At 44.8% G+C, this 16,958-nt stretch carries 14 protein-coding genes; 4 read left to right on the top strand and 10 right to left on the bottom strand.

All coding sequences use genetic code 11. The features are described from left to right. Both glmM and NWE95_12055 read right to left on the bottom strand, forming a co-directional pair. Complete coding sequence (gene glmM, locus NWE95_12060; protein ID MCW4004634.1) at positions 1-1,359, bottom strand: phosphoglucosamine mutase; 1,359 nt, start codon at positions 1,357-1,359, stop codon at positions 1-3. A 67-nt stretch (positions 1,360-1,426) separates the two neighbouring features. After that, positions 1,427-2,512: a carbohydrate kinase family protein gene (locus tag NWE95_12055; GenBank protein ID MCW4004633.1), complete on the bottom strand. Its 1,086-nt coding sequence runs from the start codon at positions 2,510-2,512 to the stop codon at positions 1,427-1,429. 97 nt (positions 2,513-2,609) lie between these two features. Between NWE95_12055 and NWE95_12050 the strand changes: the two genes are divergently transcribed. Then, positions 2,610-2,897, top strand: coding sequence for a hypothetical protein (locus NWE95_12050; protein MCW4004632.1), 288 nt, complete (start codon positions 2,610-2,612; stop codon positions 2,895-2,897). Here the strand turns inward: NWE95_12050 and NWE95_12045 are convergent. The 8 genes from NWE95_12045 to NWE95_12010 form a co-directional block, all read right to left on the bottom strand. Continuing rightward, entirely contained in the window at positions 2,862-3,698 is an 837-nt protein-coding gene (locus NWE95_12045) for a prepilin peptidase (GenBank protein MCW4004631.1), read from the bottom strand. The genes NWE95_12050 and NWE95_12045 overlap by 36 nt on opposite strands. A 291-nt stretch (positions 3,699-3,989) precedes the next feature. Further along, complete coding sequence (locus NWE95_12040; protein ID MCW4004630.1) at positions 3,990-7,457, bottom strand: hypothetical protein; 3,468 nt, start codon at positions 7,455-7,457, stop codon at positions 3,990-3,992. Between the two features lie 2 nt (positions 7,458-7,459). Continuing rightward, entirely contained in the window at positions 7,460-8,803 is a 1,344-nt protein-coding gene (locus NWE95_12035) for a hypothetical protein (GenBank protein MCW4004629.1), read from the bottom strand. Further along, on the bottom strand, positions 8,803-10,011 hold the full coding sequence (locus tag NWE95_12030) for a hypothetical protein (protein ID MCW4004628.1): 1,209 nt from the start codon (positions 10,009-10,011) through the stop codon (positions 8,803-8,805). Before NWE95_12030 ends, NWE95_12035 begins: the two co-directional genes overlap by 1 nt. 2 nt (positions 10,012-10,013) lie before the next feature. Then, on the bottom strand, positions 10,014-10,520 hold the full coding sequence (locus tag NWE95_12025; GenBank protein MCW4004627.1) for a hypothetical protein: 507 nt from the start codon (positions 10,518-10,520) through the stop codon (positions 10,014-10,016). A gap of 3 nt (positions 10,521-10,523) precedes the next feature. Continuing rightward, complete coding sequence (locus tag NWE95_12020) at positions 10,524-11,348, bottom strand: hypothetical protein (GenBank protein MCW4004626.1); 825 nt, start codon at positions 11,346-11,348, stop codon at positions 10,524-10,526. Between the two features lie 25 nt (positions 11,349-11,373). Beyond that, positions 11,374-13,098 (bottom strand): type II secretion system F family protein, encoded by a 1,725-nt coding sequence (locus NWE95_12015; protein MCW4004625.1) that lies wholly within the window; start codon positions 13,096-13,098, stop codon positions 11,374-11,376. Next, positions 13,082-14,593: a type II/IV secretion system ATPase subunit gene (locus tag NWE95_12010; protein ID MCW4004624.1), complete on the bottom strand. Its 1,512-nt coding sequence runs from the start codon at positions 14,591-14,593 to the stop codon at positions 13,082-13,084. Before NWE95_12010 ends, NWE95_12015 begins: the two co-directional genes overlap by 17 nt. A gap of 7 nt (positions 14,594-14,600) precedes the next feature. Between NWE95_12010 and NWE95_12005 the strand changes: the two genes are divergently transcribed. The 3 genes from NWE95_12005 (at position 14,601) to NWE95_11995 (ending at position 16,934) form a co-directional block, all read left to right on the top strand. Then, positions 14,601-14,843, top strand: coding sequence for a hypothetical protein (locus NWE95_12005; GenBank protein MCW4004623.1), 243 nt, complete (start codon positions 14,601-14,603; stop codon positions 14,841-14,843). Between the two features lie 165 nt (positions 14,844-15,008). After that, entirely contained in the window at positions 15,009-15,704 is a 696-nt protein-coding gene (locus NWE95_12000; protein MCW4004622.1) for an acetate--CoA ligase family protein, read from the top strand. A 96-nt stretch (positions 15,705-15,800) separates the two neighbouring features. Then, positions 15,801-16,934 (top strand): DUF763 domain-containing protein, encoded by a 1,134-nt coding sequence (locus NWE95_11995; GenBank protein MCW4004621.1) that lies wholly within the window; start codon positions 15,801-15,803, stop codon positions 16,932-16,934. Positions 16,935-16,958 lie beyond the last annotated feature (24 nt).

Genomic DNA, 16,958 nt, shown 5'->3' with positions numbered 1-16,958 from the left:
TTATTGTGCCTCGACTTGTCTTTGTATTAGTGCTGTTGCCTTTTGAGTTATATCCTTTGCCGCACTCAAAGATTCACCCTCAACCGTCAAACGAATAAGTGGTTCGGTGCCTGAAGCCCTAAGAAGTAACCAACCATTTTTGAGAGCTAAACGCGCACCATCAACAGTGGAGAAATCGGTGTAATCGGGAAATTCAGCCTTGAGAACCCCGCCGAGTTCATCTACCACCCTATATTTACGGTCATTCCTACAAGCAATGTTTTTTCGCAACGTACTGTACTCTGGGACTTCACCCACAAACTCAGAAACATTCTTATCCTCATCTTCCAAAGCCGCCAAAAACAGCGCTGCAGAAAGCGGTCCATCAGGACAAAAGTGAAGCTTCGGATGCACCCAAGCGCCACAAGGCTCGCCACCAAACATCGCTCCATCACGCTTTATGGCCTCTGAGATGTAGATGTCGCCGACCCGTGTCCTCACAACTTTTCCGCCGTATTTTTGTGCCATCGTTTCCACACACATTGACGCCTCAACATTAGTCACAATCATCCCGCCACCAGCCCGCTTAAGAGCAAAAGCGACGTAAGCAGCAAGCGAGCGGTCAAAATCAACAAAAACCCCGCATTCATCAACGAAGGCAACGCGGTCGCCATCACCGTCAAAGGCAACGCCTATGTCAGCACCAAGCGTTTTAACGACATTCGCCAAGTCCTTGAGCGATTCAGCTGTCGGTTCGGATTTTCTGGCTGGAAAGTGCCCGTCTGGTTGAGAGTTAAGAGCAGTTACTTTGCACCCTAAGGCTTTGAGCAGTTTTGGAGCAACACTAAAAGTGGCACCACACCCCGCGTCAACAACCACGTTCCACTGACGCTTTAGGGCAACCGCTCTCTTTGCCATATCCAAATAAATTTGTGCAGCATCTACAGGCACGGTTTTACCGAGACACCGCCAATCAGCCAACGCAAAGCGCCCTTCAGCTACAATTTTTTCCACGGCATCTTGGTCTTCGTCAGTGTAAGATAGACTGTCGCTCTTAAACACTTTAATGCCGTTGTACTGAGGCGGATTATGAGACGCCGTAAGCATAAAACCCACATCAGCCGACACTGCTTTAGTCGTGTAAGCTAAAACAGGCGTTGGTACCATACCCGCAAGCAAAACATCCACGCCGCAAGAAAGCAAACCTGAAACTAGCGCACCCTCAATCATGCATCCTGAAACCCGCGTGTCTCGGGCAACCACCGCTCTTTTTGCTTTGGCATGCGTTGCTACGGCTGAAGCAACCCTGTAAGCGAGATTAGGAGTTAAATCAACGTTTGCTAGGCCTCTAACGCCTGAACTTCCAAACAGTTTAGCCATCCACACCGCCTTTACTGTATTATTTGCATGGTAGAGTGTTAGCGACTTAAAATAATTTGCATAAACCTCAAGCGGTACTCCTAAGGAAACTCAAAAGTTTGTTTTTGTTCGGATGCTTGCCTTCTGAATCTAAGAGGTAACAGGCAGAAACAGCATTCGCCAACATCAAACGGCACTCGTCCGAAAGAGCATTCCAATCGCCTGTGATGTTTCCAGCATCCCAAGCATCACCAGCACCTGTCGCACGCAAAGGTTCAACCTTGAACGTTGGCACCACCGCCTCCTTTTCCCCATGGAGCGTGGCAGAGAAAGCGGTAGTGTGCAAATCGATTCGCGCAGACAAACGCTTAGCCAAAACGCGAGCTGCCTCCAGCGCTAACTCCGCAAAACCTACATGTCGCTTTTTCTCGTTCAAGCCTTCATCAAGCAGAGCTGCGTAGGTAACAGCTTCATTCTCGTTGACACTCAAAATGTCTACGATATCAGTCTTTAGAACATTCTCCATCAAACCACTAATACCATCAGCGTTAGGCGTAGGGTCTGCCGTAGCATAGTAAGTCTTGCCTCTGCCGCGCTGTTTTACCCTGCCAAAAACCGCCTGTGCCAGCGCTGTACCAAATTTTAATGTTCCAGCCCAGTTAAAGAGACAAACATAATCTGCCTCTTCAATCAGCTTATAATCGTCATGGTCAAGGTTTGCTGGACCAAAATCTGCCAGCGACCCCACATCCCGCAACATAACGTTCGTCTTCATGTCTTGCGTTTGGAACTCAAGCGCAGTCGTCACTGACGCCTTATCGAAGATTTTTATGTGCGATGTATCAACTTGGGCGGTTTTTAGGTGGTGTTTTATTTGCTGTGAACCGTATTCGCTTGTACAAATTATCGGTATAACCTTCGCGCCTAAGTTGGCGATGGCTGAGGCGACATTGATGGAGTTTCCTCCCTGCATGTCGACTTGGGAAATGCCGTCGATGCTGCCGCCCTTGCGCTTAACTACTTGATTTATTAATGTTGTGAATTCGGCGGTGCCCCACGGTAAGCTGATGAACCTGTCCAAAAAAAAGTCAGGCATAACCACGACTCTGCATTCTTTAGGTTTTCTGTTCTCTAGAAAGTTTTCAAGCTCTTTTTTGCATGGGCGCATGGACATGAGGGGCTCCGGTAACTGTTATTTCCAAAAAGCTAAAATAACCTTTTGATTTTAAATGTAAGCTAACAGGCAGTCTGAAGAGAGGGGCAAGAAGGGTTTGAAATATAAAGCAGAAGTCTGTACTTTGCTAGTTGCGATTTGTTTGTTTGTTGTAAGTGCGTTCTTCTATTCATATGCCACTCAAGATTTAGTGGCGGCAGAGAGCCAAGTGGTTGCCAGTTTAGATGCAGCCTCTTACCCGTACCGTGGTTACGGTCTTGCCTCAGTGGCTTTTGGTGCAGTTTTCATGACTACTGCTGCAATCTCGTATTCAAAACGTAGCGAAAATGGCTTTGAAAATCTTTTTGTTTTAGCTAAAAATAAAGCGGACGAAAAGCCAAACTAAATCTCCGAAAAGCAGTGCAACGATTAGGCCTAAGGTTACAAAGATAAGCATGGGTAACCCTGGTGTTGCCCACACGTATGCGTCAATTTTTCCAGATTCAATGGCGTTGGATAGTCGTTCAACGATTTTTTCGCGCCCTTCGTCATGCGGGACAACCAATAGTTTGCGTTTTAATTCGTTGGTGTTGCCGTCTTCTTGGATGTCTTCCATGGGGAAAATGTGCCATGTTTCCTTTAGCTTTGTAACCGTGGTTTTATATCCCGTGATTAGTATAAGCAGTTTTTTTCCGATTGACTCAGACGCGAGGGTGCCTGCGAACATTTTTACGCCGTGCTTTCTGTGCCACACTATATTGCGTGCTATCATGTATATGCCGCTTGCCGCTGCGAACAGCACAGCGTTGCCGAAGATTGTGATGGGGTAGATGATTTGGGAAATCGGTGAGACGCCGAAGGCAAAAATGGGTGTGACCAACGCTATGGGGGCAAAGGGCAAAGCAAGGGCGATGCACATGAGTGCTTTTGAGTCGGCGCCGCCGAAGCCGCCCGCGTAAAACAGCAATAGCGCTAAGCCTGAGGTTACGCCGAAGCTTAGGGCAAAGTAGGGTAACTGTGAAGGGTCAAAAACCATTTGTGCCAAGGACAGCGCGAGTGCTATGGGTGCGTAGATTATCCAGACTTTGTTGCTGACTTCGCGGCTTTTGTAGTCTCTCCATGAAGCGTAGCACAGTACGCCTAAGGAAACTGCGATGCTTGCTGCAATCAGGACTGTTTGTGTTGCTTCGATTTTTTGTGCCTCCACGTTTCTACTCTGCGCTAAGAAAGCTTTGCGGTTTGGGCTAATAAGAATTTGTCGGTAACTATTAGATAATACAAACGCTTAAGCACTATGCAGTAGATCAAATTTTTGAGCGGGCGGCTTTGTTTTTTAGTGTTAGAAGAAGAAAGTAGTGCCCTTATTCATCATCTTCTATCAGGCTTTGCTGTGCGTTGATTTTTTGATGCTGCGTCTGGGATACGTTGGAGGCTGGTTGTAGAGCAAACTGCAAGCAGAACAAACAAAACAACTCTTTTTTTGATTTACTTTATGAGTCTACTTTGCGGCGGTAACTGTCAACGTAGGCGGATACTCGACTAATAGCCAAAGACCAGTCGGCGTGGTTCCATCGTACATGCTGCAGATGGGTGTTGTGCCATCAAAAGTTGCCACAGCACCATGCCAAGTAATATCGTATGCGTACGTAAAAGAAGCGGGCTTTAAACTGCTTACAGGGAGCAATTCAATTAGACGACTACCAGAATTTACGTTCAGTGCACCTGTAGGGCTTCCAGCTATAGTATCGAATGCGTAGAGTTTCTCTCTATATTTATTTGTAAACATAATGCCTGTGCCTTGACCTGTGTCTGTGATGAATTGGCTCCAATGATGAGCAGTATGTCCCCCACTCGCATAGTCAGAGAATAAGCCAGTACCATTTTGAACGATTGGAAAGTCAGCAAGAGTACCGTTCTCAGTTTGTGTTTGGACGGGGCTTAGGTTTGTTGTTAGTTTAACTGGGCATAAATCTGAGATGGTTCTTGACGATGCGCTTAGGAACATAACCCGCAACTGATAGGTGTAATAGGTAACGCGGGCTGGCAACGTGATAACAATGTTGGTATAAGTGTTTGGGCAATTGGTTATGCCGCCTGAGTATTCAGCTTCTCCAAGCACGATGTCCCTAACTATACCATATGCTATCGGAAAAGACAATTCAGGGTCTGTGGTGTCTAATTTGGTATTTATTCGCATTAATGTTGAAGTACTTGTCACACTGCCAACTGTTGAGTTTAAGACAAAACCAGTTGACGAAAACACGAGACTGAGTCTACCATTATTTAAGGTCTTTGAATTCTCATTATAGGTGAAATAATTGTTAGTGTAAGCTAGTGGAGTTTGTACAGCTGAGTCGCTGCCGTCCCACCAAATCGTAAAGCTTGTAACTGTATAGTCTAAGAGGAAAACAATCATTTGCCTGTTGCTGAAAACCGTGGTGTTACTGGTTAAGCCCAGCGGGATTTGATATTGTGAAGCCCAATCTTCCACTTGAAAAGGCACTTCCTTGTTTGTGCCGTTCACGAAGGTCTGGTTAACGTGGATTGCTTTGACTGGAACAGGAGGAATAGGCACTGTTTCAGTTGTTGATTCCATGTTTTGCCCTAGCCAGCGCATGGTGCCGTTCTGGAGAACCTCAAGTGTAAAAGTTGATTCTTGCAGGTTAATAAGAAAATTGACATCAGGTTGATCCTTAATAAAAACAGAATCAATGTCCCAGTTGTCAGATGTGGAGTCGGCTTCATCATTGCCTCCTACAAAACGGATGGTAAGACTCGATGATTCAATGTACGGTACAAGAGAAACATTGTTGAAGTGATTAGGAATAAGAGTCATCAGATTATGCCAAGACCCCCCACCCCACACTTGTACTATCAGGGGCTCTGAACCCATTGCGCCTGTTTTTATGCATAAATCTTGGCGAAGATTCGTTGCATTGATATTTACCCAGTGCTCTTCAAGGTTTAGTTGGTAATTATCTTGGTTGATGCTGTATTTCATCAAGTCAAGTTTTAAGTCAAATTGAGTTGTTGCGTTTGTAGAAACTTTTAGTTTCCAATTTCCCGAAGCATCTCTAAAATCGGTTAAGCTTGAGGTTATGGTTTGAGTTTTAGTAGTATCCTCTGTTCCTAAAGTGTCTGTTAAGTAGCCATCTCCAACTGTCACGTATTGTCCTGTTCTGTAATTGTATAATTGATAAGTTGCACTTGCATCACTTGTTGTTGCTGCCGCATCTATAGTCCAAACCAGATTGTTCCAAGTTTCTGTGTTTGATGAACCAGTAAATTCTGCATCGCAAATATAAGAAGCCCCAGCCAATGCGGTTGGTTGTAGAAGCACCGCTATAGCAACCCAACTTGCCTCTCTGCTGGTGCTCCATGTTGTAGATACTAAACCGCTTGTTACTGTTTTGTCACTTCCAAACCCCTTGTATAGTTGATCAGTTTCTGACCAACGAGTGGGTGGTTGTCCATCAGTAACAGTATATGCGCTTGGACTTGATGTTCTATAAGAGGCTAAGTGGCCAAAAAGAACCTTGGTGTGTTCGCCTACAGCTGTTACGGTAACTGATTGGCTTGTTCCTGACCCAGTGTTAGTATTGCTTGTAAGAAAAGGTGTCGTCTGATCAACATTTGTATACGTTATGGAGCCGCCAACTGCATAAGTTGAGCTTGCAAAGTTAACACTAATTGTCCTTGTTCCTGAAGCTGGATTCAACAGGTAGTAAACATAGCTGCGAACCCGTGGATTACTATCATACACAGCGGTTGCTAACGGAGTTAAAGCTGTCCCGCCATAAGTGATACTGGTAATCGTTGTAGGGCTTCCGCCAGAAGCTCGAAATATATCTATTGCCACCAGCAAAATTCTATCGCTACCTGCGCTCGTCGTATGAGTCCATGAAATTGAATTGCCACTCGTTGAAACTTCACTGTTTTGGCTGTCAAAATTTATTGTATTGTATGCGGCAGGGTGGCTTCTCAGTTGCATGTAAACACCATTATCACTCTGTAAATCTGCAAGGGAGCCCGAGACATTAGTTGTTGAGCCTAGAGGGTTCCAACCACTCGGATAATTATCAACTGTTACTGTTCCAGTATAGGCTTCGGTTAAACGGTCATAAATGTTGTTTGGGTCTGCTTGTTGAGCAGTAAAATCACTATGAGTGCCTATACCGTCGCTAGCACTATCTACGTAGTTGTGTTCTTGGCTAAACCCTGTGGCGTTCCATGTTACTGTAGAAGTAATTTTGTTGTAGGATGAGGCAATGACCATTAGTCCACGGTTATCCTTAATCTCAACGTCATAGCTGCTTCCACGCACCCCATCGGGGAGATCAATCAAGTATGTTCCATCAGCGTAAGACAATACTCTATCTGGCTGAACTAAACCCCAAGTCGAAGTTTCATTATCATAACGGTAAAAGTTAAAATTGCTCTTCCCAAGGTTAATTAGCGGTTTACCATCATCCGTGAGAATAGTTAACCGCGCCTTATCGTTAGATTCTTCCTCTAATATCTGAACGTCTAACCGTATTGAAGCCGAGTAACTAACGCCCGTCATGCCTAATCCCTTCAAGTCATAGGTAACGGTTGCGTTGCCCTGGCTGTAACTTCGGTTTGTAAACCAGTTTGCCGCCAGTGCCAAATCGGTAACATTAATTGTTAAGCCCCATTCTGGATTGACTGCGTCCATGTTTATTAGCCCGCTCTTAAGGTAGTCGGTGGCTAATTCTTGAGCGTACGTCTGGTTTCCAGTGACTTTTAACACTGAACCATAATAGCCAACAGTGAAACCCAACATTTCTTTAACAGCCAGATTCGTTTCGTCAGACACGCTTAAAATTTGAGGTTGCTCTTGGACGACACTGTAACGTATTGCAGAATAAGTAGAAACAACAGCACCAACCAACACCAAAGCTACCAGCAGAGCAGCAATAATAGAAAACTGACCCTTACTATTCATTTTTAGGAGCCTCCTATTAAACCAAGTTGCAAAACTACCATCCGAGAAGCATCCGAAGCTGTGTACTTTAAAGGGAATAATCTTGGTTTGTATTCGGTTAAAATCCCTAGTGCAGTGATTCTTATATCAGGCGTTCTTGTTAAACCAATGGCGTAAAATGCGCCTTTATATTGACTTGTTCCACCAGAAGAGATAATGTGTCTGTATACAGCAGCCGGGTTCCAAGTGCTTACAGTATTGAAGACATAGGTTGTTACATTCAAGTTATAGGTACTAGTAATTGAAGCGGGCAACGCTCTTGTAGACGTTTGATAAGTTGACGGGTAAATACCATAATAATTACTCTTGACCAAAGCTTGACTTGATAGATATACAACACCGGGACTGCCCGTAATACTACTTGCATTGTAAGAAAAAGTCTGATTATCTAACCCTCGCAGAAAAGAAGTAAGCCCTGCAGGACCAGTATTTGTTGCCCCATCCGTACCTATCTCTCTCATGCCGTATATACCCCGTCCATTTTGGCTTGTAGAGAACATCTCAGTATTAGAGACGTAATAGAGGGGATATCCTACTATACTTACCCAGGTCCAATTATACTGTAAAACACGTTGACCTAAAGTGTGAGCATACCTAGCGTAAGACCTACTGCCAGGGTCATATCCAACCCCTGAACTAGCATAATAACCGGATGGGATGGGCACTGCTTCCCCAAAAGTGTTGATAACAACTGCCTTTTCAAGAGACTCTCCTCCAATTGCTGTTCCATTTAGAATTTGTCCAAGTTGAGTCGTACTTTGAACTAATACTGTATTATTAAAATACGGTGACAACAAGTCGTACAGATCTTGAGCTAAGTTTTGTGCCGTGTATCCTGTAATCCACCAGCCGTTCGCGTCACTACAGTTCAGAATATAGAGTGTGCCACCGTTGCCCTCACCGATTTTCTCAGCAACCACATTGTATGTTACGTTGGATGAGGCTACCATGTACACCGAAACATCTGGGTTTGTGCCCAAGCTTTCAGCATTCGATATTGAATTAACATAACTATAAAGTTCTCCATCACTATTTACATTATACACTGTTAAGTTGTAAACAACGTTAGGCGGCAGCGAAGCCGAAAGCGCAACCTGCAGTCTCCCCCAAACCGCAGGGTCATTATCAAAAACTGCCGTGCCTAAATCATAATCAGAGTCAAGCATCTGCAAAGTCGCCAAAGACAAACGCCTAAGATTCACTGGTGCAACTTCCCGTGGATCAGGCAATTTGGTAAGGTAAGAAACAGAGACGTATGCGCCAGCGATAATTATGATTACTAGCAGCACTTCGATTGTGCGCATCATCAGCGCGCCACCCCCCCAAGCCGCCACAAAGCCAGTTTAGCCATATACGAAATTTCACCGATGGTTACTTGGCGAAAATCAGTCGTAACCCAATCGTAACCTGCAGGGTTGCCTCCAAACGTTACTGGATAAGCAAGCGCGCTCAAACCCCAAGGCGCCAAAGCGATTCCGCAATTGCCAAATTCATTTTTGTAAGTTAAAACCAATATGCCTTCATCAACGGGCAAGGTTACAGAAGGAAAGTCAGACTGTGAATCAACCACCCCAACAGCATCATTCAACGCCACTGGCCGCAAAGTGTAATCTTTAGTTAAAATCACATACGAAGCATTATAGCTTAAAGAGTAAGATGACGCTGGACCACCAACGGCACCGCTGTGTGCAATATTTACAGTTCCACCCGCAAAACTCTCGACTAAGGGAACCACACTATCAGAAAAGCCTACGGGAACATGGACGTAGTAGCCCATGCCCTTTAGACCATAAAGATGAACATAAACAAGAAGCGCATAAGACTCGCTTTCACCATCAACTTCAGCAAAAGGCAGCGACACTGAACCCGTCGAATCAGTGTTACTTTTACCGCTTGCCACATTGAACGATGGATACTCGCCCTCTTGATTCACCAACAGCAGGCTATAACTGACGTTGGCGTAGGCAAGCGGAGCGCCTGAACCATCAACACGGACAAGAAACTCAAGCGGCGAGCTGAACGTTGGATTTATTGAAACTTTTACTGTAGGCGTTAATGTAAGCTGGAAGCCGTAAGTGCCGTTTATGCCCAGCAGTTCAGCTGCCCGTGAATAATTAACACTTTTAACGTCGCCATAATCGATGGGGGTTAGCAAGCGACTGCCAAAACCGCTGGACAAATCATTGTAGTATACTCCATTTTTATCACAATAAACAGGAGAATTCACATTGGAGGTTAATCGCAACAAAGAAAATGGACTAAGCTTATACTGCGGAGACTCTGGATTATGCAACCCAAACGAAGTAATTTCCCCATTGCTTTGGCCCCAATTAGAAGGAAACCCCGGATTCAGCAAAATGGCATCCAAAATGTCGCTAGTTTTTGTCGCGCACGCTTTGTGCTGTTGGTAAGCAACAGCGGCACCCATGCTTTGGTTAAAAATGCCGATGAAAAGCACTATGGCAACCATGAAAACTATAAGAGAAAACATGTGGTCAATCGCCGCGCCCGCCACGTTTAGCCCTCCTCAAAAGACAACCAAATCGAATCTGGCGTTCTAGCAGCCTTAACTACCGAAACATAATCACTAATATAGGAAGCATCATCCCAATCAGCAATTTCGCCCAAAGTAACAAGTGTGAACGCTGTTCTCTGTTTCTCTCCCACAAACAAGGACACAGTAATATTCATAATCTGAGCACGCGGAAAATCAGCATCAACAGTCACGTTACGTATAGTTATCGTATAACTATAGTCCCCTCTATATTCCCCCCAAGAACAAAGTATCCTAGACGGCGTGTAAAGCTGGATAGTAAGAGAACCACTAGAAATCAACTCGCGATTCATCGTGTAATATAATTGCTGCACTGAACTCCCCAAATTAGCCGCAATTTCCTCAAGCTGAAGGTCTACACGGTCATTCTCCCAAGCACCCATGATAACATTTGCTACGTATGGGAAAAGGAAAATCTGCAAAATCAGCACAGGCACCATAATCATGTATTCAATAGTTACATGCGCCAAAATCTACCCTCCATAAGCAACTCCAACCGCTACCTTACCAGCATAAAATTCAACTTCAGCATTGTTAAGGTCTATGGTTATGGTTTCACTATCAAACTTGAAAAACGAAGAATCAAAACCCCAAGCCTCTTTGAGGAAATCAACAGTTACTCTAACAGAATCCACGCCACTTTGAGTTTGCTTGTAAATGCCGCTTCCAGTTAATGATATCGAGTTTGAACCATAACGATTTTGCCCAGTTTCAAGTATGGGCAAGTAAAACTTGTACTTCAGGTCTCCATAGCCAACTATGGTGGAATTTAGCATTCTTATCGTTGGGACTACGACAACTCTAGCGCAGGTGCCATTAGTCATTGATAATTTTTCTATACCGTACACTTGGCTCACGGGTGCCAATGAACCGTTCTGAACAAAATAGCCAGTGTAGAGGATGGGCTCGAAATAATTTTCACCCGCAGAATAAGAGCTTACAGGCACGTTGTACATTATTATACCGGTTTCGCTGGGTAAATCCAGAGTATGCCATGCTGAATCGTAATAGACTTCAACCCTGTAGCTTAAGGCTGCTTCTTGGAAGTTTATGTACCCAAACCTGCACGTGTAGCTAACAGTCTGTGTTCTGCCAATAGTCCACGCCACATCATCAATTTGCAATCCAATGGTGCGCATGAATTGCTTGTTAGTGCTAAATTCGTTTTCAGCCATGCGCGTGTTTAAAAGATTATTACTAAACGTCACGGTAACCAAAATCATGATTATCGCGGCAGCGGTCAGAATCATGGTTGAAAAAGCGGGGCTAGCTGCTCTTTGGTCCTTACGCAAACTCATCTTAAACTTCGTTTTTGCGCCCCTCCTACACCAACTTTATGAACTGCGGAATAAGCTTGGCAGCTATAACAGCGATTATCACAAGGACAGCTGCGTGCTTGAGTCCTGAAGCGATAGAATCGTCACTGATTTTTCCTGCAACAATACCGATTAGGAAACTGTGGAAAATTACTGATGTGATAAATATGGTCTGCATTAACGTGTCAGGTGGCGGTGCTTCTGTGCCAGGTACAACGATGCCTGTGGTTAAACCCATCATCATCACCGTGGTCGCAACAAGCAAAATTGAAGCCAAATACGGCATCATAACATAGGGGCGAACGCTCATCTTCTTCTCTTTTTCCACTTCTTGAGTCATGTTGTTAAACCGCGCCAATGAATCAATCATCGCTATCGTGCCTCCGCCCACATCGATGGTTTCGACCAACAGGAACATGACGATTTGAACCATCCAGCTCTTGGTCCTGTGCAGAAAGTCAGTCATGACCTTTTTGATTGGGATACCCCAAGAAATATCTGAGCTTATTTTTCGCAGTTCCTTGGTAAATTTGCCGTAATCACGTTTAGAGAGGCTTTCGATGCATTTTTCAGGCGATAAGCCAGTTTTTCGGACTTCTGTTAGGTCTCGGAGGAAGCTTGCTACGCCTTGTTCCATGCTGGTTCTTGTTGCTGACAATTTCATATGGATAATTGCAGGCGGTGCGGCGCAGATGAACAGTGAAAGGGCTACGGCGACGGGCAAGTCTACACCAATAGCTTGTAACTGAGTGAAGAATGGCAGTTGAGTTGCGCCCATAAAGTTTGTGAGTAACAAGAAGACAACTATGGCCATGACAGAGGAAACAGCTAACACCTTGTAGGGACGCATTTCCGTCTGCGGTGTCTTGGTCTGCATGCTATGGGCAAGGTAGATAAACATCATAGAGAGCATCGGAGTAAAGATGAACGTGTAGAGCAACATGCCTGAATATGATGAGAGGTCAGAAGTTGCGGCTGAACCTCCTGTTGTTTGAAGGTTATTTACTGCAAATAGTATGTAGAAGCACAGTGACATCATGACTTCTACTATGATGAAAGTTTCAAGGAGCATGCCTAGGCGTTCTGCGGCTGCTTTAACGCGGAGTGCTCGTGCTTTAAAGATGTCTTCTGCTTTGCGTTCAAGGAAGTGACCGATGTCGCCGCCTATGATGACGGTTGATGCGTAGCCTCCTAAGAAATCTTTGAAGAGGTCTAGCGGTGTTTTCTTTGCCGCTACTTCTAGTGCTGTAAGTGGGTCTGTGCCAAAGATTTCTACGTCTTTGACTATGTCTTTTGCTTCTTTTTTCATTGCGGGCATCAGGTTAACATCGCTTAATCGTTTGAAGCTACTGTAGGGTGCTATGCCTCCGGAGGACATGACGCTGATGTATGCGGCTGCAAAAGGCATCTCGCGCTCTAAGCCAATTGCTCTGTCACTTGCGTTGTTTCTTGGAAGTACTATGAAACCTGCAACCACGAATAATGGAAGAAATACCAAGATTAGAAGCGGCAAAATTCCAAGGGATATGGCTAAGTAGCCAGCGATAATTGCGATTGGTATGGTTAATATTGAAACAAATAGCATTAGTGAAATGTACGTTTCTGGATAAATCTTGACGCGTCCTTTTTCTAGGGCAGTTTTTGTTGATGGAAAAACTTTTTTGAGTAAATATGGTGCCACGCGTCCGAAGAGGCGAAATGACCAGGCTTCGAATTTATCTAGTAGCGGCAACTGGTTTTACCTCCTCACTTGCATGAACTTTCTTGTAGATTTCTTTTGGTCTTGCGTAGTACTCTGCGATTATGGCTGCAACTTCTTTGTAGCTTCTAATTTTCTGTTGTCGCATCCAACGCAAAACTTCGCTTCTACGCTTCATTTCTAAAAGTATTTGTCTGCGTGATTTTCCAAGGCGCTCAGCGATGTTAGTGAGAAGGAAACTTGAATCTAAATCAATTATCTGTTCATCTTTGACTGGGTCCCACTTGAAGGGGTTTTGGAATTTGTCATGGTCAACTATTTCGTTAACTGATAGGACACGGCGGTAGGCTTTCTTTTCACCATTCTTGACCAAGTGCACACGCTGCACTGACATAACGATATTCATCAGCGGGATATAGGCGGGTGAAATGTCCATTGGTTTTTGTGTTAGACGGCGGACGGCTGACTGAACATTTTCAGCGTGCATTGTACACATGCCACCGTGGCCTGTTGCTAGAGCTTGGAATAGAACGTATGCTTCTTGGCCTCTGACTTCTCCGACAATCATCAGGTCTGGTCGGTGCCGCATGCAAGTTTTCACTAGGTCGAAGAGTGCAACTTCGCCGACGCTGCTGCCGCCTAAGCCGTAGCTTTGTCGTGCGATAAGTGAAACCCAGTTTTCGTGTGAGAGGTTTAACTCTGCGGTTTCTTCGATTGTCATTATTTTGCTACCGGGTTTAACTAGGCAAGCTAGGGCGTTTAGTGCTGTGGTTTTTCCTGCAGCTGTTCCGCCGAGAACCATTACTGAAGCGCGGTTTTCTAGACATATCCAGAGGTACGCTGCCATTTCCTCAGTGAAGGTGCCGATGTTGATTAGGTCGATTATTGAGTAGGGGTCTTCGCGGAACTTTCGAATTGTGAATGCAGTTCCAAAGGGTGTGATTTCTCGTCGGTACGCAACGGCGAGTCTGTGTTTTCCTGGGAGTGAAGCGTCGACAATTGGGAAGGCACTGCTGACGTGCTTGCCTGCCATGTGGACTAGTTTTACTACCAAGTTGTCGAGGTCTTCGTCAGTTTCAAACTGTAAGTTGGTTTCTATGCTTTCGAATGTGCGGTGCCAAATGTAGACTGGTTTGTTGACTCCGTCGCAGGAAATGTCTTCGATGTTTGGGTCACGCATCAGCGGGTCGATTTTGCCAAAGCCGACTAAGTCGCGTTCTGCGTGGTAGAGAATTTTGTACCAAGAAACGTCTGGAAGCCATCCTAAAGTAATTCGGTACTTGTCGACAATTTTTTTTGCTTCTTCGGCAAAAAACTTTCTTGGGTCTTCTATTTCCTCTTTAGGTGATTCAATTTCTGCGAGCAAAATTTCTAGAATTCGGTTGTATATTGCGCGTTCCATTGGGTCGAGTTGTAACTCGTCTAGAATGTATTTGTGCTCGCCTGTTTTTGGGTCCTGAACAATTACTACTTGTGAGAACGGCTCGTATAGAGGATACTTTTCGACTACTTTTACTCCCTTTGGCAAGGGTTTTGTGGAACGAACTAATGGAGGTTCAGGACGCTTTTTCTTAAAGCTTGTTTTTATTTGCGGTAATTTTATGCTTTTTACTTTTGCCGAGAACGATGCAGTTGAATTTTTTACACGTGTTTTTATCGCGGCTAAACGTGTTTTGATAGAGTTTCCAGCTGAGCGTAGCTTGGAATTTGCTCTTGAAAAGGCATCTTTGATGGATTGTTTGATGCTTTTGCGTTCTTCTGGCATTGTGGATCTGTAAATGAATTCCGCGTGAGGAAAGTTATTAAATATTATGTCTCACTATAGCATATTTATTTGTGTTCAACAGAACTACAAAACACGCAAAAAACGACAGACCCAACAAAACAATTTTAAACCCAACAAGCCATCACATAATCAAACGCGATAGTGGAGAAAAAAATCTTTGAACCAAACCAAAAAAATCATCAACAAAGCAAAAAGCGAAGGCAGAAAAACACTTCTTGAAACCGAAGCCAAAACTATCTGCACCGAGTACGGCATCCCAGTAACCAAGTTTAGCCTTGTAAGCAGTGAGCAGGAAGCAGCGGCTCAAGCTGAGCAGATAGGCTTTCCTGTGGTTTTGAAAATTGTTTCACCAGACATTGTGCACAAGACAGAAGCGGGTGGTGTACTGGTTAATTTGAAAAACAAAAGTGAGGTCGCTAGCGGTTATGCGAAAATTATTGCGAACGCGAAAAATTACAAAGCTGACGCAAAGGTTGCGGGTGTTTTGGTTCAGGAGATGGCTCCTCAGTCAACTGAAGTAATTGTTGGCGCAATCAAGGACCCGCAGTTTGGGCAAACGGTTATGTTTGGGTTAGGCGGAATTTTTGTTGAACTTCTAAAAGATGTAAGTTTCCGAGTTGCGCCCCTAACCGATGAGGATGCCAAAGAAATGATAACACGGCTTAAAGCTTATCCGCTTCTGTGCGGTTACCGCAACACGCCGCCCGCAGACATCGATGCGCTCACAAAAATTTTGTGCAACACGTCGCGGCTGGTTTTGGAAAATCCTGAAATTAAAGAGTTAGACTTAAACCCAATTATGGCGTATGAGAAGGGCGCAAAAACAGTAGACGCAAGAATAATACTAGAATGATTTTTAGAGCTTTCATTTTTTTCCAATTTGGAAGAATACATTTTCATTGCAATAAACATTATATCCAAACAAACCGCATCACCCATTGAGAAAAAAATGTTTCGCACTGGCACTGCAAACTTGCCTCTTCACGGCGGCAAAGCGCCTTCATGGTTAACTGGGCGCATGCGGGGACTAGCCCGCGAAATCGCCAGCATAATCATCGAAGAGTACGGCACCGCCAAATTTATCGCGCGCCTATCTGACCCTTACTGGTTTCAAGCGTTCGGATGCGTCTTAGCTTACGATTGGCACAGTAGCGGCGTAACCACAGTGGTCACAGGAGTCCTCAAAAGTGCGCTGTCACCTCAAGAGCACGGTGTTGCAGTTTGCGGCGGAAAAGGCAAAACCTCACGCAAAACACCAAGCGATATTGCAACTGTTGGTGAAAAATTTGGTTTCTCTGAGCAAACGATTAAGTCGCTGGCTTACACCAGTAAGATGGCGGCTAAAGTTGACAACACTGCGATTCAAGCTGGGTATCAACTCTACCACCACGCATTTCTAGTAACTAAAGATGAAAAGTGGGCTGTAATTCAGCAGGGCATGAGTGAAGAAGACCGCACAGCACGACGCTACCACTGGCTCTCCGACAACACAAAAAACTTTGTAATTGAACCACACAACGCAATAGTCGGCAACACCAAACGCGAGAAAGCCCTAAACATGGTGGCAAAAGCCAGTGAAGGCTCAAGAAAAGCGTCAGTGGATTTAGCAAAAGAGCCACCCCGCAAACTCATGAACTTAATCCAATCGACAACAAAACCGCAAAATCAGACATCACTGCAGAAGTGGCTACCCAAAACTTCTGACCCCTGGCAGCAAACCCTAAACACGCTGGATATGCCGCGCAACATCAGCTGGGACACGCTAAGCAGAGTCTACGATTTCCAACCCAGCAACTACGAAGAACTCCTAAGCATCAAAGGAGTCGGGCCAGCAACCGTGCGCGGATTAGCCCTTGTTGCAGAGCTCGTTTACGGTGAAGAGCCAAGCTGGGAAGACCCAGTTAAATTCAGTTTCGCGTACGGCGGCAAAGATGGTGTGCCTTTTCCAGTAGAGCGCAGAGCAATGGATGAATCAATCGAAATTCTCAAAAAATCAGTTGAAGCCGCAAAGATTGGAGAGAAAGATAAACTGCGTTCCCTGCAGAGACTTCGGCAGTTTGTTCCTGCGAACGCAAATTCTTAAAGCAAGAACAACAAAGTATTCAAG

It is taken from the genome of Candidatus Bathyarchaeota archaeon (genome assembly GCA_026014725.1).
GTDB lineage: Archaea > Thermoproteota > Bathyarchaeia > Bathyarchaeales > Bathycorpusculaceae > Bathycorpusculum.
Note: the sequence above shows the minus strand (reverse complement) of the source record. Positions and strands in the feature narration are given on the sequence as shown.

Excerpts from the sequence above, each read along its gene's own strand:
- glmM (MCW4004634.1), bottom strand. The coding sequence starts at position 1,359 with ATGGCTAAACTGTTTGGAAGTTCAGGCGTTAGAGGCCTAGCAAACGTT.
- NWE95_12055 (MCW4004633.1), bottom strand. The coding sequence starts at position 2,512 with ATGTCCATGCGCCCATGCAAAAAAGAGCTTGAAAACTTTCTAGAGAAC.
- NWE95_12040 (MCW4004630.1), bottom strand. The coding sequence starts at position 7,457 with ATGAATAGTAAGGGTCAGTTTTCTATTATTGCTGCTCTGCTGGTAGCT.
- NWE95_12035 (MCW4004629.1), bottom strand. The coding sequence starts at position 8,803 with ATGATGCGCACAATCGAAGTGCTGCTAGTAATCATAATTATCGCTGGC.
- NWE95_12020 (MCW4004626.1), bottom strand. The coding sequence starts at position 11,348 with ATGAGTTTGCGTAAGGACCAAAGAGCAGCTAGCCCCGCTTTTTCAACC.
- NWE95_11995 (MCW4004621.1), top strand. The coding sequence starts at position 15,801 with ATGTTTCGCACTGGCACTGCAAACTTGCCTCTTCACGGCGGCAAAGCG.